This window comes from Streptomyces sp. WAC07094, from assembly GCF_036320405.1.
Classification (GTDB): Bacteria; Actinomycetota; Actinomycetes; order Streptomycetales; family Streptomycetaceae; genus Streptomyces; species Streptomyces lannensis.
On sequence record NZ_JAVMJZ010000001.1, the window covers coordinates 5,583,051 to 5,600,419 of the forward strand.

Annotated in this window: 12 protein-coding genes and 1 tRNA gene; 10 read left to right on the top strand and 3 right to left on the bottom strand. The window is 71.4% G+C overall.

Going from position 1 to position 17,369, the window contains the following annotated elements:
- Positions 1-123: 123 nt before the first annotated feature.
- Positions 124-196: transfer RNA gene (locus tag RCR19_RS24675), tRNA-Ala, on the top strand.
- 118 nt (positions 197-314) lie between these two features.
- Here the strand turns inward: RCR19_RS24675 and RCR19_RS24680 are convergent.
- Together RCR19_RS24680 and RCR19_RS24685 are read right to left on the bottom strand one after the other, a co-directional pair.
- On the bottom strand, positions 315-1,931 hold the full coding sequence (locus tag RCR19_RS24680) for an NADH-ubiquinone oxidoreductase-F iron-sulfur binding region domain-containing protein (RefSeq protein ID WP_331267103.1): 1,617 nt from the start codon (positions 1,929-1,931) through the stop codon (positions 315-317).
- Positions 1,931-3,232, bottom strand: a complete 1,302-nt coding sequence (locus tag RCR19_RS24685) for a ferric reductase-like transmembrane domain-containing protein (RefSeq protein ID WP_331267104.1) — start codon at positions 3,230-3,232, stop codon at positions 1,931-1,933. Before RCR19_RS24685 ends, RCR19_RS24680 begins: the two co-directional genes overlap by 1 nt.
- Positions 3,233-3,692: 460 nt before the next feature.
- Here RCR19_RS24685 and leuS point away from each other — a divergent pair, with 460 nt between their 5' ends.
- The 8 genes from leuS (at position 3,693) to holA (ending at position 14,609) form a co-directional block, all read left to right on the top strand.
- Positions 3,693-6,572 (top strand): leucine--tRNA ligase, encoded by a 2,880-nt coding sequence (leuS, locus tag RCR19_RS24690; RefSeq protein ID WP_331267105.1) that lies wholly within the window; start codon positions 3,693-3,695, stop codon positions 6,570-6,572.
- A 243-nt stretch (positions 6,573-6,815) separates the two neighbouring features.
- Positions 6,816-7,544 carry a hypothetical protein gene (locus RCR19_RS24695; RefSeq protein ID WP_331267106.1) on the top strand — a complete coding sequence of 243 codons (729 nt, stop codon included), beginning with the start codon at positions 6,816-6,818 and terminating at the stop codon, positions 7,542-7,544.
- Positions 7,545-7,616: 72 nt separating this feature from the next.
- Positions 7,617-8,468 carry a DegV family protein gene (locus RCR19_RS24700; RefSeq protein ID WP_220294130.1) on the top strand — a complete coding sequence of 284 codons (852 nt, stop codon included), beginning with the start codon at positions 7,617-7,619 and terminating at the stop codon, positions 8,466-8,468.
- A 193-nt stretch (positions 8,469-8,661) separates the two neighbouring features.
- Positions 8,662-9,798 carry a ComEA family DNA-binding protein gene (locus RCR19_RS24705; protein ID WP_331267107.1) on the top strand — a complete coding sequence of 379 codons (1,137 nt, stop codon included), beginning with the start codon at positions 8,662-8,664 and terminating at the stop codon, positions 9,796-9,798.
- On the top strand, positions 9,795-12,389 hold the full coding sequence (locus RCR19_RS24710; protein ID WP_331267108.1) for a ComEC/Rec2 family competence protein: 2,595 nt from the start codon (positions 9,795-9,797) through the stop codon (positions 12,387-12,389). Before RCR19_RS24705 ends, RCR19_RS24710 begins: the two co-directional genes overlap by 4 nt.
- A gap of 4 nt (positions 12,390-12,393) precedes the next feature.
- Positions 12,394-13,233 (top strand): arylamine N-acetyltransferase, encoded by an 840-nt coding sequence (locus tag RCR19_RS24715; protein WP_331267109.1) that lies wholly within the window; start codon positions 12,394-12,396, stop codon positions 13,231-13,233.
- A 59-nt stretch (positions 13,234-13,292) separates the two neighbouring features.
- Complete coding sequence (locus RCR19_RS24720; RefSeq protein WP_059131649.1) at positions 13,293-13,538, top strand: hypothetical protein; 246 nt, start codon at positions 13,293-13,295, stop codon at positions 13,536-13,538.
- 84 nt (positions 13,539-13,622) lie between these two features.
- Positions 13,623-14,609 carry a DNA polymerase III subunit delta gene (gene holA, locus RCR19_RS24725; RefSeq protein WP_331267110.1) on the top strand — a complete coding sequence of 329 codons (987 nt, stop codon included), beginning with the start codon at positions 13,623-13,625 and terminating at the stop codon, positions 14,607-14,609.
- A 169-nt stretch (positions 14,610-14,778) separates the two neighbouring features.
- Here the strand turns inward: holA and rpsT are convergent, their stop codons facing one another.
- The gene (gene rpsT / locus RCR19_RS24730; RefSeq protein WP_054214641.1) at positions 14,779-15,045 is read right to left on the bottom strand and encodes a 30S ribosomal protein S20; all 267 of its coding nucleotides are present in this window, start codon (positions 15,043-15,045) and stop codon (positions 14,779-14,781) included.
- A 299-nt stretch (positions 15,046-15,344) separates the two neighbouring features.
- Between rpsT and lepA the strand changes: the two genes are divergently transcribed.
- Positions 15,345-17,213, top strand: a complete 1,869-nt coding sequence (gene lepA / locus RCR19_RS24735) for a translation elongation factor 4 (protein WP_331267111.1) — start codon at positions 15,345-15,347, stop codon at positions 17,211-17,213.
- Positions 17,214-17,369: the final 156 nt, after the last annotated feature.

A 17,369-nucleotide genomic window follows, 5' to 3' on the forward strand; every position in this document is an offset into this window, starting at 1 on the left:
GAGGGTCCCCGCGCACGACGGAAACGATTTGGTGTTCCACCCGGGGGACCGTGTAATGTTGGCGTCGCCGCAGGGGAGACCCGGGCGACACGGTCCACAAGCGGCTCGGCCGCGTGGCCACGAGGGGCTATAGCTCAGTTGGTAGAGCGCCTGCATGGCATGCAGGAGGTCAGGAGTTCAATTCTCCTTAGCTCCACAGGACTTGAAGGCGGTCCATCCCATCGGATGGACCGCCTTCGGCGTCTCCGGAGCCATGGGAACGCCGACGACGACGCACGGGCCACCCCGGACGGGGCGGCCCGTGATCCGTCCGCTCAGCGGCCGAGAGCGCGGCGCCCCCGGCCCTGCGACAGCACCGGCAGGTTGTTGCGCGCCGGCGCACCGGAACGGGTGTCCTCCTCGATCCGCAGCGCGAGCGCGGGGCACCGGCGTACGGCCCGCAGCGCCTTCGCCTCCGCGTACCTCGGCACCTGGGCCTGGGCGACGGTGGGGAAACCGTCGGCGCCCAGTTCGAAGACCTCCGGGAGGATGTCCGCGCACAGGCCGTGGCCGCGGCACAGCGTCCAGTCGACGAAGATCTTCTGCCGGCTGGCACCGGCCTCGGGCTCGGCCTGGCCGCCGCCCGGGATGCCCGTGGGGGCCCGGCCGCCCGCGAAGAGGGGCAGCACGCCCTCCACGGGTCTGCCGCAGCCGTTGCCGAGGACGTGTGCCGCCAGGTCGTCCGTGAAGGCCTTGATGGTCGATTCCAGGAACATCGCCGAGCCGTCGGGGTGCGAGCACGCACCGCGCTTCTTCACGGCCTTGGCGACCTGCTTCAGGGCCTCGAGGGCGGCGGGGCCGCCGCCGTTGAGGATGTCCTCCATACCGCGGGCCGCGGCGGGCAGGCCGAGGTAGCAGGGACCGCACTGGCCCGCGCTCTCCTCGGCCAGCCACTTGGCCACCTGCAGGGACTCGCCCAGCGGGCAGGTCTCCTGGCTGATGGGCAGGATCGCGCCGGCGCCCAGCGAGCCGCCGACGGCGTCGAGGTTGTTGCGCGAGACGATCGCCTCGTTGACCGTCGCCGCGTCGATCCACTTGCCGTGGTAGCCGCCGGTCAGCACGCCCTGCGGGAGCGGCGGCGCGCCCGCCAGCTGGAGCACGTACCGCAGCGGCACACCCGTGGGCACCTCGATCACCATCGGGCGGCTGACCGCGCCGGAGACGGTGAGCATGACCGTGCCGGGCTCGTCGTACAGACCGGTGTTGCAGTAGCGCTCGGCGCCGATGCGGGCGGCGATCGCCAGCTGGGCGAACGTTTCGGCGTTCGACAGCAGCGTGGGCGCGCCGCCCACGCCGCTCTGCGATGCGCTCGTCTTGCGGCCCGGCGGGATCGCGGGACCGCCGTCGATGGAGCGGACCAGCGACGCGGCCGCACCGGTGACCATGCGCACCGGGTTGCGCTGCACGCGCGCGCGTATGGGCGCGCCACGCCGGTCGCTGAGGCCGCGCTCGGCCAGCGCCTGCTCCATCGACCGCTCCGTGGAGGCCCGGGTCACGCCGATCACGAGCGTCCGCGCGCCGAGGGCCTCGGCGACCAGCAGGGCGCCGTCCAGGATGAGGTGCGGGGCGCGGTTGATCAGCACCGTGTCCTTGCGGCAGGCCGGCTCGTCCTCACTGCCGTTGACGACGACCACCGGCCGGATGCCACGGCGGATCGCCGACTCGGCGACCGACCGCAGCTTCTTGTCGAAGGGGAAGCCCGCGCCGCCACGCCCCTTCAGGGAGATCTGTTCGGCCAGCTGCGCGAGCTGTTCGCCGCCCATCGGTTCGAGGGGGCCGTGCACCTTGAGGTGCATGGGGAGGTCGAGTCTCTCGACAAGGTCGAAGCCCGACGTGAGCTGCGGAAGTCCGACCACGCGGACTTCTGGGACGTCGGGCAGGGCCTCGTTCACTAAAAGCCTCCGGAAGGCGCGTTCCAGGGTTCGCCGGCACCCGGGGTGCCGTAGGCGCCGGGGGCCGTGTCAGTCGCGGGACCGCTGTTGTACGTGTTGTTCGAGTTGTACGTGCCGTAGGCGCTGTTCGTCTCACTCGTGTCGTACATCTCACCCCCGCCGTACCCGTCGTATCCGGAGCTGCCGTAGGTCGGGATGTTGTATCCGGTGTCCTGGAGCGGGTCGTACGCGGAGGGGGGCGCCTCGCCGACGGGCGGCGGGGAGGGGACGGGCCAGCTGCCGGAGGTGCTGCCCGGACCGTCGACGCGCGGCATCGCCCCCGTCTGCTGCATGGCCACGGGGTCCATGCGCTGCGTGGCGTCGGGTGTCATCGGTCCCTGGGCGCGGGGCGTGGCCGAGACGGCCCGGTAGGCGGCGGCGAAGCCGTTGCCGGACTCGGGGGTCATGGTGCGGGCCGGAGGGGTGTCGTACAGGGACGTGGAGGGCTGGGAGGGGATCAGTCCCTCGGTGGCGGCGCCGCGGTCCGCCGACCGCGGTCCGAAGCCCGCCATGGCGGCCGCGGCCTCCGCGTTGCGGGCCCGGCTGGCGTCCAGTTCGTCGCGTCCGAACCGGTCGCCGGATCCGACGATCGCGAAGATCCGGTCGGCCACCTTGCGTTTGAACGGGCGCGGCGCGGCACGCAGGGCGAGCGCCGCCATGACCCCGAGCAGGCAGAGCTCGTAGGAGATCGTGAAGAACGGCTTGGCGGCCCGGCCCGCGTACAGGCCGTGGATCAGCGCGGCGCACCAGGACGGGTAGGCGAGCATGTGCATCGCCCGCCAGCGGGCCGCGACCGGCGCGGGGGAGGCGAAGTTGCCGCGCAGGGCCCCGGTGACACCGACGAAGATCATGAGCAGGGCGGCCAGGGAACCGAGGCCGATGAGTCCCGCCGAGCCGCTCACGCCGAGGCTGAACGGGACCAGCGCGGCGATCAGAACCGTGTGGTCGAGCGCGAGCTTGACCGTGACGTGCACCAGGAGGAAGGCGATCGAGGCGACCGCCGTCGTCCGGTGGACGGCCTGCGCCACGATCCGCTGGCGGATGTTGAGGAAGATCCGGTCCTGGGCGACGAGACCCCAGATCACCGAGCAGCTGAGGGAGACGAGCGAGAGGACGCCCGCTCCGAAGTTGAGGAAGTCCCGGACTCCGTTTCCGCCCGCGAGTACGACGACGGGTATCAGCAGCAGTACGACAGCCGACACCACGCCGTAGGCCGAGCGGCCGGGCTTGGGAATCGAGCTGTTACTACGTGGAGGGTTCATGGGGGCAACTCCGAACAGTTTCGGGAAGGCGGTCCCGCTGCCGCACTCTAAGGGGCTCCATACCGAGCAGTACGAGGTTTGAGTTATTGCGTTGTTATCAAAGGGCAACGGGTTGGTGGTGATGTCCGACTAGCTGCCGTTACGCGAAGTAACATTTGAACCTTGTTCAGCTTTTCGAGGCCTTCACAACTCGACCGTCGGTGTCTGAGTACGTTTGCGCCCCCTCTCGGGTTCACCCGGACCGGCTCCTGGTGTGCCGACCGGAAGCCCGTCGCGGCGCCGTCGGGCGCTGCGGTACTCTGACGCCATGCGTGCCGTACGCCTTCTGCTTAGCGAGCCGCGCTGATCAGTCCCGACCACCCGGGCGAATCGGATGGTGGGAATCGGCGCGGCGTCCCCTCCTGTGCGAGGGGCTTTTTCATTTCCGCAGGCAGAGACGATCGATGGAGCTTTGAGGATCATGAGCGAGACGAACCCCGCTGCCGCCGCTGTCTCGGCGGAGGCCGCGCCGCACCGCTACACGGCCGCCATGGCGGCCGAGATCGAGGCACGCTGGCAGGACTTCTGGGACGCCGACGGCACCTACGCGGCGCCGAACCCCAAGGGTGACCTGGCCGGTGACCCGGCGCAGGTCGCCCGGCCCAAGAAGTTCATCATGGACATGTTCCCGTATCCCTCCGGTGCGGGTCTGCACGTGGGTCACCCCCTGGGCTACATCGCCACCGATGTCTTCGCCCGGTTCCAGCGCATGACCGGCCACAACGTCCTGCACACCCTGGGCTTCGACGCCTTCGGCCTGCCCGCCGAGCAGTACGCGGTGCAGACCGGCACGCACCCGCGCGTGTCCACCGAGGCCAACATGGAGAACATGAAGGTCCAGCTGCGCCGGCTGGGCCTGGGCCACGACAAGCGCCGGTCGTTCGCCACGATCGACCCGGACTACTACAAGTGGACCCAGTGGATCTTCCTGCAGATCTTCGAGTCCTGGTACGACGAGGAGTCGCGGAAGGCCCGCCCGATCTCCGAGCTGATCGCCCAGTTCGAGTCCGGTGAGCGCGGGGTCCCGGGCACCACGCGCGCGTGGAACGAACTGAGCGCCGCCGAGCGGGCCGACGTCCTGGGCGAGTACCGACTGGCGTACGCCTCCGACTCGCCGGTGAACTGGTGCCCCGGTCTGGGCACCGTCCTGGCGAACGAGGAGGTCACCGCCGACGGCCGCTCCGAGCGCGGGAACTTCCCCGTCTTCAAGGCCAAGCTGCGCCAGTGGAACATGCGCATCACCGCGTACGCGGACCGGCTGCTGGAGGACCTGGAGGAGCTGGACTGGCCCGAGGCCATCAAGCTGCAGCAGCGCAACTGGATCGGCCGCTCCGAGGGTGCCCGCGTCGACTTCCCGATCGACGGTGAGGCCGTCACCATCTTCACCACGCGTCAGGACACGCTGTTCGGCGCCACCTACATGGTGCTGGCCCCCGAGCACCCCCTGGTCGAGAAGTTCACGCCCGGCGCCTGGCCCGAGGGCACCCACGAGGTGTGGACCGGCGGCCACGCCACGCCCGCCGAGGCCGTCGCCGCCTACCGTGCCCAGGCCGCCTCCAAGTCCGATGTCGAACGGCAGGCCGAGGCCAAGGACAAGACCGGCGTCTTCACGGGCGCGTACGCGATCAACCCCGTCACCGGGGACAAGATCCCGGTCTTCATCGCCGACTACGTACTGATGGGCTACGGCACCGGCGCGATCATGGCCGTCCCGGCCCACGACAGCCGGGACTTCGCCTTCGCGCGCGCCTTCGAGCTGCCGATCCGCTGTGTCGTCGCGCCGACCGACGGCCGCGACACCGACCCCTCCACGTGGGACGACGCCTTCGTCTCCTACGACGCGACGATCGTCAACTCCTCCGGTGAGACCGTCACGCTGGACGGCCTGAACGTCGTCGAGGCCAAGGCGCGCATCACCGAGTGGCTGGCGCGCAAGGGCATCGGCGAGGGCACCGTCAACTTCCGTCTGAGGGACTGGCTGTTCAGCCGTCAGCGCTACTGGGGCGAGCCCTTCCCGATCGTCTACGACGAGGACGGCATCGCGCACGCGCTGCCCGAGTCGATGCTGCCGCTGGAACTGCCCGAGGTCGAGGACTACTCGCCGCGCACCTTCGACCCGGACGACGCCGACACCCAGCCCGAGACCCCGCTGTCGCGCAACGCCGAGTGGGTCCACGTGACGCTGGACCTGGGCGACGGGCCGAAGAAGTACCGCCGCGAGACGAACACGATGCCCAACTGGGCCGGTTCGTGCTGGTACGAGCTGCGCTACCTGGACCCGCACAACGACCGCGAGCTGGTCGACCCGGAGATCGAGCGCTACTGGATGGGGCCGCGCGAGGGCGTGCCGCACGGCGGCGTCGACCTGTACGTCGGCGGTGCGGAGCACGCGGTGCTGCACCTGCTGTACGCACGCTTCTGGTCGAAGGTCCTGTACGACCTGGGGCACGTCTCGTCCGCCGAGCCGTTCCACAAGCTGTTCAACCAGGGCATGATCCAGGCCTACGTCTACCGCGACAGCCGCGGTATCGCGGTGCCGGCCGCCGAGGTGGAGGAGCGCGACGGCGCGTACTACTACCAGGGCGAGAAGGTCAGCCGGCTGCTGGGCAAGATGGGCAAGTCCCTGAAGAACGCGGTCACGCCGGACGAGATCTGCGCCGAGTACGGGGCGGACACGCTGCGTCTGTACGAGATGGCGATGGGCCCGCTGGACGTGTCGCGCCCGTGGGACACGCGCGCGGTGGTGGGCCAGTTCCGGCTGCTGCAGCGGCTGTGGCGCAACGTGGTCGACGAGACGACCGGCCAGGTCACCGTCGTCGACACCGAGCCCGACGAGGACACCCTGCGCGCCCTGCACAAGGCGATCGACGGTGTGCGTCAGGACCTGGAAGGCCTGCGGTTCAACACGGCCATCGCCAAGATCACCGAACTGAACAACCATCTGACCAAGACCGGCGCAGCCGTACCGCGCTCCGTCGCCGAGTCGCTGGTGCTGCTGATCGCCCCGCTGGCCCCGCACATCGCCGAGGAGCTGTGGCGCAGGCTGGGCCGCACCGACTCGGTCGTCCACCGGGACTTCCCGGTCGCCGACCCGGCCTATGTCGTGGACGAGACCGTGACCTGCGTGGTCCAGATCAAGGGCAAGGTCAGGGCGCGGCTGGAGGTTCCCCCCTCGATCTCCGAGGAGGAACTGGAGAAGGTGGCGCTGGCGGACGAGAAGGTCGTCGCCGCACTGGACGGCGCCGGGATCCGCAAGGTGATCGTGCGCGCGCCGAAGCTGGTCAACATCGTCACGGTCTGAGGTCCGTCGTCCGGATCGGGCCGGCCGGCAGAGACCGCGTCTCTCGGTCGCCCCGCGACGCCGACATGATCCGAACGACGGGCCCCGGCGGCCCGCAGCCGTCGGCCGGCCCGGGCGGCGCTGCAGGGTCGGGGTGGTCCCCTACGGGCGGGTTCGGGGTTCCGCCGGAACCCCGAACCCGCCCGTTACGTTTACCGTGGAAGTGGTGCAACAGCCGCCACCGCCGGTCGGAGGAGGAGCGTCGTGGAAGCCGTGTTGACCGTCATCGTCCTCCTTTTCGTGCTGTGCGTCGTACTCGGGGCGTATGCGACGGTGAAGGCGATCGGAGCGGCCAAGCGCGGCGTGGACCGCACCATCGCCCAGGCCCGCCGCACGGTCGAGGAGACCACACTGCGGGCCAGGACCCTCGCCCAGCCGGGCCCGGCGGGCGAGATCGCCGCGCTCCGTCTGACGCTGCGCACCTCGATGCGGGCCACGCAGGAAGCGCTGCACGCGGGTGCCGTCGAGGACGAGTCGCTGAAGGAGTCGCTGGGCCTCTTCAACCGCCTCAGCGCTCACGGCTACGAGTTGGACGCCGAGCTCAAGCGCCTGGAGATCGAGCCCGACCGTGGGACGGTCGCCTCCCGGCTGCCCGAACTGCGCGAGCGCACCGAGCGGATCACACACTCCGCGGACTCGCTGCGCTGGGCGGCGCACGACCGGGCACGCCGGTTCGCGGACGACGATCTGGACACCCTCAGCGCGCAGATCGACGTGGAGGCGGGCGCGTTGCGCCACTGGACCACGGAGGAGCCGACCGCCCCCTCCTGGCCGGAGGCACCGGCGCCCGAGGCCACCGACGGCCGGTCCGGGCCGGAGACCCCCCGCTCCCGTGCGTCGCGGGAGCAGCCGACCCGGCCCGCCATCGGGCCCCGGGGACAGCGCCCGGCATACTCGTGGCAGAAGAAGCCCCGCCCCGAGAGCACCCCCTGATCCCGCCACGGCGAACCCGGGTCGGAGGGGCCGGGCTGCCACACCCACGTTCCGGCAGGTAACCTCCAGCTCATGTCCCGCCATGTCGCGATCGTCACCGATTCAACGGCCTACCTGCCGCCGCGGACGATGGAGCGCCACGGCATCACCGCGGTGCCGTTGACCGTGGTCCTCGGTAACCAGGCGTTCGAAGAGGGCACCGAGATCTCGGCCCGGTCCCTGGCCCAGGCGCTGCAGAAGCGACGGTCCGTCACCACATCGCGGCCGAGCCCACAACTCTTCGCCGAGACCTACCGCAAGGTCGCCGAGTCGGGTGCGACCGACATCGTGTCGCTTCATCTGTCCTCCGAGTTCTCGGGCACCTACGACGCCGCGGTGCTCGCGAGCCGCGAGGCCCCCGTGCCGGTGCGTGTGGTCGACACGGGGATGGTGGCGATGGCCCTCGGCTTCTGCGCGGTGGCCGCGGCGGAGGCCGCGGAGGCGGGCGGCACGGTGGACGAGGCGGTCACGGCGGCGGAGAAGCGGGCCGCCGGCACCTCGGCCTACTTCTACGTCGACACGCTCGACTATCTGCGGCGGGGCGGCCGGATCGGGGCCGCGCAGGCGCTGCTGGGTTCGGCGCTCGCCGTGAAGCCGCTGCTCCGGCTGAACGACGGCCGTATCGAGTTGCTGGAGAAGGTGCGCACGGCGTCCAGGGCGATCGCCCGGCTCGAGGAGATCGTGTCCGAACGCGCGGGCAACGCGCAGGTCGACATCGCGGTCCATCATCTCGCCGCTCCCGAACGGGCCTCGGCGCTCGCGGACCGTCTGCGGGTACGGGTGCCCGGGCTGGCCGCCCTGCATGTGAGCGAGGTCGGCGCGGTGATCGGGGCGCACACGGGCCCCGGGCTGCTGGGAGCCGTGGTGTCACCGGTGTCGGGATGACATCGCCGTCGCCCCGCGGGTGCCGGATGCACCGGGCCGTGTGTTCGGTGGGCGGGTGGCTGGACATGTGTCCGCGTCGCGGAAGCGGTGTCCGTTACTCGCGCGGGTGACCGGGTTGTCCACAACCGGGCAGTAGTCCCCGGGAATTGACCAAGATCATCGCGAGGTCGGCCAGGTGCCCGATGCTCGGCGCATGGCTCTTCGATCACGTTCACGCACAGCGACGCCCACGAGCGGGCCCGGCCGTGGCCGGGGTTCCGACGGCCGTACACGCCACCGCCTGCGCCACGCACAGGGGCCCGTCCGACGGCAGCACCGGACCCGGGCCGCCGACGCGCTGCGGCTGCGTGCGGGGGCGCTCTTCACGGAAGGGAACGAAGCGCGGCAGGAGTTGGGGCACGGCCCGCCGCGAGCGGACGGGGGCGCGGGGGAGCCCTGTGCGCGTACGACGGCGGGCAGTGGGACCGGCCCTCCGAATGTACGGGCCATGGAGCGGCCGGCGGCTGACCGCTCCGCGGGAGCCGTCCCCGCCCCCACGATCCGCGGTGCCGGTGTCCCCGGGAGCGGGGTGGCGGACGGTGGTTGGCGGGAGCGGGTCGGCCTCGCCGTGCGCGAGCGGATGCCGCTGTGGCTGCAGTCGAGGTGCGGGCTGGAGAAGAGGAGCGTGGCCGCCCTCGGCGTACTGCTCGTCGCGGCGGTGGTCTTCGCGGCACAGCACTTCTGGAGCGGCCGTACGCAGCAGGTGCGGGCACCGGAGGTGGTGCGGGCGGCGGCGTCCTACGGGGAGCCCGGCGCCCCGGGCGCTAACCGATTCGCGGTGCCCGGCGCTTCGGACGGGTCCCCGTCCTCGGACGCGGCCGGGGTGCCGACGGGCGTGGCGGTCGTCGTGGACGTCGGCGGGAAGGTGCGCAGGCCGGGACTGCAGCGGCTGCCGGCCGGATCACGCGTCGCGGACGCCCTGCGTGCGGCGGGCGGAGTGCGCCCGGGCACGGACACCGGCGGACTCAACCGTGCCCGCCTCCTGGTGGACGGCGAGCAGATCGTGGTCGGCGCCCCCGCTCCCGTGCCCGGTGTGGGTGCGGAAGCGGGAGCGGCGGGTCCGGGCACCGGCGCATCCGTGGCCGGCGCGGCACCCGGCACCCCCGTGTCCCTCAGCACGGCGACCGTCGACCAGCTCGACGCGCTGCCCGGAGTCGGCCCCGTCCTCGCACAGCACATCGTCGACTACCGCGCCCGGCACGGGGGATTCCGCTCGGTGGACGAACTCCGCGAGGTCAACGGCATCGGCGAGCGGCGCTTCGCCGACCTGCGGAACCTCGTACGACCATGAGCGCGCCGCAGACCGGCCCCGAGCGCACGGCCGCACGGCCCCGTTCCGATCGCCCGGCCGCGCGGGTCCCCGCCCGCAGCCGGCTGGGGGACCCGCACCCCCGGCAGGAGGGCCCTTCGGACCTGCGCATGGTGGCGCCCGCGCTCGCTGCCTGGGCCGCGGCCGCCTGGGCCTTGGACGCGCCGACCGCGTGGGTCATCGGTGTTGTGGTCGCCTGCCTGGTGACGGCGGGTGGGCTGTGGGTGACGCGGCGACCGGTGGCGCGGGGCGCCGACCTGATGCGGAGCGCCCGCCTGATGCGGGGCCCGTGGTCGGCGGTGTCCGTGGCGGCCGTGCTGCTCTGTGTCGCGTCGTCCGCGGCCTGCGCCGGGCTTCAGGGTGCGGACCTGCGAAGAGGACCCGTCCCCGCCCTCGCGCGTCAGTACGCCGAGGTGACCGCGGAACTCGAGGTCTCCTCCGATCCGCGGCTGACCCGCTCCAGGATCAGCGGCGATCACGCGATGCCGCCGGCCGTGCTGATCGATGCCCGGGTCAGCCGTGTGACACAGGCGGACGGGACCACGACCGCGACGCGGGCGCCGGTGCGGGTGATCGTCGACACGCGCACCCGCGTCGCATCCGCGAAGAGCCCCGGCGACGCCGCGAAGGGACCCGGGCGGTCACCGTGGCTCTCCCTGCTGCCCTCCACGCGGTTGCGGGTGACCGCACGGCTTGTGCCCCCGGTGTCCGGCGGCGACCCCGTCGCCGCGGTACTGCGGGTGCGGGGTGGTGCGCCGCCCGACATGGTGGGCGGGCCGTCCCGGACACAACGCTGGGCGGGCCGGTTGCGTGCCGGACTGCGCGAGGCCACCGAAGGGCTTGGCCCCGACGCGCGGGCGCTGCTGCCGGGCCTGGTCGTCGGGGACACCTCCCGGGTGACACCCGAGTTGGACGACGCCTTCAAGAAGACGGACCTCGCGCATCTGCTGGCCGTCAGCGGAGGCAACTTCACCATCCTGCTGGCCCTGTTCATCGGCCCGGTCGGACTGGCACAGCGCGTCGAGCGCCGGGGGTTCGCGGCCCGGCTCGGCATCCCCCTGCGCGGGACGGCACTGCTCTGCGGTGCGCTCACGCTCGGATTCGTGGTCGTGTGCCGGCCGGATCCGAGCGTGCTGCGCGCCGCGGCATGCGGAGCGATCGCCCTGCTGGCCCTCGCGTCCGGACGCCGCAGATCCCTGCTCCCCGCGCTCGCCACGGCGGTGCTGCTGCTGGTGCTCTACGATCCCTGGCTCGCCCGCGGCTACGGCTTTCTGCTCTCCGTGCTGGCCACCGGCGCCCTGCTCACCGTGGCCCCGCGCTGGAGCGCGGCGTTGCGAAGGCGCCGCGTTCCGCCGCGGGCCGCCGAGGCACTGGCCGCCGCGGCGGCGGCCCAGGCGCTGTGCGCTCCGGTCGTCGCGATGCTCTCGGCGCGGGTGAGCCTGGTCGCGGTCCCGTGCAATCTGCTCGCCGAGCTCGCCGTCGCTCCGGCCACCGTGCTGGGGTTCGCCGCGCTGGCCGCCGCGCCGGTGGCGATGCCGCTCGCCGAGGGGCTGGCCCGGTGCGCCGGTTGGCCGGCCGGGTGGATCGCCGGCATCGCACGGACCGGGGCGTCGCTGCCGGGCAGCGGGGTGGACTGGCCGGACACCTGGGTGGGGGCGCTGCTGCTGGCGGCCGTGACGCTCGTGGTCGTGCTCGTCGGCCGGCGGCTGACGAGACACCCGTTGCTGATCTGCGCCTGCGCCGTGGGCCTGCTGCTCGTGGTGGTGCAGCCTCCTCCCCTGACCCGGGTGATCACTGGATGGCCGCCGCCGGGCTGGCGGTTCGCCATGTGCGACGTCGGGCAAGGGGACGCGACGGTGCTCGCGGCGGGTGGCGGCACGGCGGTGGTCGTGGACGCGGGCCCCGATCCGGTGCTGGTCGATCGGTGTTTGACGGCGCTCGGCGTCGCGCGCATTCCGCTCCTTGTGCTCACCCACTTCCACGCGGACCATGTGGCGGGGCTGCCGGGGGTGCTGCGGGGGCGCTCGGTGGGGGCGATCGAGACGACCGGGTTCGAAGAGCCGGTGGCGCAGGCCGTGTTCGTCCGCGCTCAGGCGGCGGCCCGGCACATTCCGCTGACGCGCGCCGTGGCCGGTGAACACCGCCGCACCGGAACGCTCGACTGGCGGGTGCTGTGGCCGCCCGCGGACCCGGCGCCCTCCCCGGACGGTCCGAACGACGCCAGCGTCGCGCTGTCCGTGCGGTCCGCGGGACTGAGCCTGCTGTTGCTGGGCGACCTCGAACCCGCGGCCCAGCAGGCATTGGCGAGGTCCCCGGCGGGTGCCGGACTGGGGCCCGTGGACGTTCTCAAGGTCGCCCACCACGGCTCGGCCTACCAGGATCCCGATCTCATGCGCAGGGTGGCGCCGCGGATCGCGCTGATCTCGTGCGGGAAGGACAATCCGTACGGCCATCCGGCTCCCCGAACGGTCGCGGCGCTGCGGGGCGAGGGCGCGCTCGTGCTGCGCACGGACGAGGACGGGGCGATCGCCGTGGTCGGTGCGGGCGAGGGGTTGAGCGTGGCGAGAGACTGAGGTCATGAATTCCGCACAGATCGATGCCTACCTCCGCAGGATCGGGGTGGAGCATCCTGCCTGGCCCACCGTCGACGTGTTGCGCGAGCTGCATCTGCGCCATCTTCAGACCGTGCCGTTCGAGAACCTGTCGATCCACCTCGGCGAGGGAATCGTGCTGGACCAGAAGCAGCTGGTCGACAAGGTCGTGGGCAGGCGCAGGGGCGGCATCTGCTACGAACTCAACGGTGCGTTCGGGGCGTTGCTCAAGGCGCTGGGCTTCGACGTCACGCTGCTCTCCGCCCGGGTGTACGGGGAAGAGAGGCTGCTCGGGGTGCCCTACGGCCATCTGGTGCTGCGTGTGCGGACGGTGGACGGGGGCGACTGGCTGGCGGACGTCGGCTTCGGGGCGCACAGCCACTATCCGCTGGCGATCGGGGAGCGGGGTGAGCAGCCTGATCCGGCCGGTGACTTCCGGGTGATCGAGTCGGGGGCGGACGAGGCGGGCGTGCGGGGCGGCGGCGGGGAGCGGGCCGACGATCTCGACGTTCTGTGGGACGACAAGCCGCAGTACCGGCTGGAGCTGCGGCCGCGGTCGCTCGGGGACTTCGCCGTCGCAGCCTGGTGGAACAGCACGTCGCCCGGGTCGCACTTCTTGCGGTCGCTGGTGTGCTCGAGGGTCACGGAGGACGCGGGACGGATCACGCTCAGCGGCAGCCGTCTGACGGTGACGTCACCGCAGGGGGAGAGGGAGATGACGGACCTGGCGAGCGACGCGGAGGTGCTCGGGGCCTACCGGGAGCGGTTCGGGATCGAGTTGGACCGGGTGCCCACGGTCCGCAGCGCGTCATCCGAACCGCGGTGACCTGGCTTCCCGAGGTGGGCCCGGCTCCGAGCGGAACGGACGTGGCGGAGGATGGCTTCGTGAGCGATGTGAGACATGTGCTGGTGCTGCCCGACCGCGATGCCGCGGAAGAGGTGGTGGAGGCGCTCGGGGAACGGTTCGGTCTTGCCGAGGAACCGCGGATCGTCCGTGACGCGCTGGCCGGCGAGGACGACGCGGAGGACGCGCAGTGGCTGGTGGTGCTGCGGGACGAGGAAGGACGGCTGGATCCGGACGAGCTGCACACGTTCGCGGGGGAGTGGGACGGCTGGCGGGAGGAGCCCTAGGCCTGCCGTGCCGCGCCCCGCGCACGGCTGCGGCCGACGGGCGCCCGGGACGTGTTGTCGGTGCCGCGTGCGATGCTGTCCGTGATGGCCAAGAAGACGAATGACGACGTGCTCGCTCCGGTCACCCTCGCCGTGGGCCAGGAGGACCTCCTGCTGGACCGGGCCGTGCAGGAGGTGGTGGCCGCCGCCCGGGCCGCCGACGCCGACACGGACGTACGGGATCTGTCCTCCGACCAGTTGCAGCCCGGCACGCTCGCGGAGCTGACCAGTCCGTCGCTGTTCGCCGAGCGCAAGGTCGTGGTCGTGCGCAACGCTCAGGACCTGTCGGCCGACACGATCAAGGAGCTGAAGGGATATTTCGGCTCTCCGGCCGAGGAGATCACGCTTGTGCTGCTGCACGCGGGCGGCGCCAAGGGCAAGGGACTGCTCGACGCCGCACGCAAGGCGGGGGCGCGGGAGGTGGCGTGCCCCAAGATGACGAAGCCGGCCGACCGGCTGGCGTTCGTGCGCGGGGAGTTCCGGGCGCAGGGTCGCGCGGCGACCCCGGAAGCCTGCCAGTCCCTCGTCGACGCGATCGGCAGCGATCTGCGGGAGCTGGCCTCGGCGGTCTCGCAGCTCACCGCGGACGTCGAGGGGACCATCGACGAGGCGGTGGTCGGGCGGTACTACACGGGGCGGGCCGAGGCGTCCAGCTTCACCGTCGCGGACCGGGCGGTCGAGGGGCGGGCGGCGGAGGCGCTGGAGGCCCTCAGATGGTCGTTGGCCACGGGGGTCGCGCCGGTCCTGATCACGAGCGCCCTCGCACAGGGGGTGCGGGCCATCGGCAAGCTGTCGTCCGCGCGCGGCGGACGCCCGGCGGACCTCGCCCGGGAGCTGGGCATGCCGCCGTGGAAGATCGACCGGGTGCGGCAGCAGATGCGGGGATGGACGCCGGACGCAGTGGCGATCGCCCTGCGGGCGGTCGCCGAGGCCGACGCAGGAGTCAAGGGCGGCGGGGACGATCCCGAGTACGCCCTGGAGAAGGCGGTCGTCACCATCGCGCGGGCGGCGCGGTCGAGGGGGCGGGCGTGAGCCGAGAGCCCCGCCGCCGCCCTGGGGAAGGGCGAGGGCGGGGCTCTCGGATCTCAAGCTGGTGGGTTCGTACCCGCGTGGCGAACGCAGGCCGCGTACGAACCCGGAGTGCCAGGGGGGAGCGGATGAGAGAGGGCCCGCTCGGTTCCCTCCGGCGTCAAATCAAGTGTCAGCCCTTGAGGGACGAGACCTTCGAAGCAAGCGCCGACTTCTTGTTGGCGGCCTGGTTCTTGTGGATGACGCCCTTCGAGACGGCCTTGTCGAGCTGACGCGCGGCGGCGCGCTGGTACTCGGTGGCCTTCTCGGCGTCGCCCGCGGCAGCGGCCTCGCGAGCCTTGCGGATCGCGGTCTTGAGCGAGGACTTGACGGCCTTGTTGCGCAGGCGCGCCTTCTCGTTCGTCTTGTTCCGCTTGATCTGGGACTTGATGTTCGCCACGAATGAGCCTTTACAGGTTCAGGCCCGTGGGGCTGACCGCCTCACGCGCCGGTGATTTCTTTGAAGAGGTACCTCGCGCTGAGAGGGCATGAGGCACAGCCACCCAGGCTACCAGTCGGGCTCAGGGCCGCCCAAACCGGTCGCCCGCACCGCCGGACGGCCCCCGGATCCGGCCTCCCGTTCCGGTCCGACATGGCCCAAACCGGTCGCAGTGTCCCGCGCATGGGACGATGGAGGCTACGTATCGTTCCGACCCGAGACCGCAGACGCTGCGGACGCCTCAAGAATCAGGACCCTGCGTGCCCGCGACTCCTACCCATGCGCCCGAGCCGAGCCGTACCGACCCGGCTCGGATCCGCAATTTCTGCATCATCGCGCACATCGACCACGGCAAGTCCACGCTCGCCGACCGGATGCTCCAGCTCACCGGCGTCGTCGAGCAGCGGCAGATGCGCGCTCAGTACCTCGACCGCATGGACATCGAGCGCGAGCGTGGCATCACGATCAAGTCCCAGGCGGTGCGTCTGCCGTGGGCCCCGACGCACGACCCGGGCAGTACGCACATCCTCAACATGATCGACACCCCTGGGCACGTCGACTTCACCTACGAGGTCTCGCGGTCGCTCGCCGCCTGCGAGGGCACGATCCTCCTCGTCGACGCCGCCCAGGGCATCGAGGCCCAGACCCTCGCCAACCTCTATCTGGCGATGGAGAACGACCTCACGATCATCCCCGTGCTCAACAAGATCGACCTGCCGGCCGCTCAGCCGGAGAAGTTCTCCGAGGAGCTCGCCAACCTCGTCGGCTGCGAGCCCGACGACGTCCTGAAGGTGTCCGCCAAGACGGGCCTGGGCGTCGAGGCGCTGCTGGACAAGGTCGTCGAGCAGATCCCGGCGCCGGTGGGTGTCGTGGACGCGCCCGCCCGCGCGATGATCTTCGACTCGGTCTACGACTCCTACCGCGGCGTCGTGACGTATGTGCGTGTCGTCGACGGACAGCTCAACAGGCGCGAGCGCATCAAGATGATGTCCACCGGCGCGACCCACGAGCTGCTGGAGATCGGCGTCAGCTCGCCCGAGATGCTTCCGTCCGACGGCCTCGGCGTCGGCGAGGTGGGCTACCTCATCACCGGTGTGAAGGACGTCCGCCAGTCCAAGGTCGGTGACACGATCACCAGCCAGGCCAAGGGCGCCACGGAGCCCCTCGGCGGCTACAAGGACCCGAAGCCGATGGTCTTCTCGGGCCTGTATCCGCTGGACGGCTCCGACTACCCGGACCTGCGCGAGGCACTCGACAAGCTCCAGCTCAACGACGCCGCGCTCGTCTACGAACCCGAGACCTCCGCCGCCCTGGGCTTCGGATTCCGTGTCGGCTTCCTCGGACTGCTCCACCTCGACGTGGTCCGCGAGCGCCTGGAGCGCGAATTCGGGCTCGATCTGATCGCCACCGCGCCCAACGTGGTCTACCGCGTGATCATGGAGGACGGCGAGGAGCACACGGTCACCAACCCGAGCGAGTTCCCCGAGGGCAAGCTGGCCGAGGTGTACGAGCCGGTCGTACGGGCCACGATCCTCGCGCCCACCGAGTTCATCGGCGCGATCATGGAGCTCTGCCAGACCCGCCGCGGCACCCTGCTCGGCATGGACTACCTGTCCGAGGACCGGGTCGAGATCCGCTACACACTGCCCCTGGCGGAGATCGTCTTCGACTTCTTCGATCAGCTGAAGTCCAAGACCCGCGGCTACGCCTCCCTCGACTACGAGCCCACCGGCGAGCAGGACAGCTCCCTGGTGAAGGTCGACATCCTGCTGCACGGCGACAAGGTGGACGCCTTCTCGGCGATCACCCACAAGGACCAGGCGTACGCATACGGTGTCCGGCTGGTCGCCAAGCTGAAGGAACTCATCCCGCGGCAGAACTTCGAGGTGCCGGTGCAGGCCGCCGTCGGCTCCCGGGTGATCGCCCGCGAGACCATCCGCGCCATCCGCAAGGACGTCCTCGCCAAGTGCTACGGCGGTGACATCTCCCGCAAGCGGAAGCTGCTGGAGAAGCAGAAGGAGGGCAAGAAGCGGATGAAGATGGTGGGTTCCGTGGAGGTTCCCCAGGAAGCCTTCATCGCCGTGCTGTCCAGCGATGACAGCGCGGGGTCGGTCAAGGGCAAGAAGTAACCGGGGAGCCCCGGAAAATCGGCCGAACAGGGGCCCGTCGTACGAAAGTGCGGCGGGCCCCTTCGCGTGCTCCCCGTCGCTCTCTGTAGGAAGTGACAGGCCACCGCCTCTTACGTACCGGGCGGTCGGGCTCTACTCTGATCTCTGCTCGGTAGT

Coding starts and splice junctions, on each gene's coding strand:
- RCR19_RS24685 (WP_331267104.1), bottom strand. CDS start 3,232: ATGAACCCTCCACGTAGTAACAGCTCGATTCCCAAGCCCGGCCGCTCG.
- leuS (WP_331267105.1), top strand. CDS start 3,693: ATGAGCGAGACGAACCCCGCTGCCGCCGCTGTCTCGGCGGAGGCCGCG.
- RCR19_RS24700 (WP_220294130.1), top strand. CDS start 7,617: ATGTCCCGCCATGTCGCGATCGTCACCGATTCAACGGCCTACCTGCCG.
- RCR19_RS24705 (WP_331267107.1), top strand. CDS start 8,662: ATGGCTCTTCGATCACGTTCACGCACAGCGACGCCCACGAGCGGGCCC.
- RCR19_RS24710 (WP_331267108.1), top strand. CDS start 9,795: ATGAGCGCGCCGCAGACCGGCCCCGAGCGCACGGCCGCACGGCCCCGT.
- RCR19_RS24715 (WP_331267109.1), top strand. CDS start 12,394: ATGAATTCCGCACAGATCGATGCCTACCTCCGCAGGATCGGGGTGGAG.
- holA (WP_331267110.1), top strand. CDS start 13,623: ATGGCCAAGAAGACGAATGACGACGTGCTCGCTCCGGTCACCCTCGCC.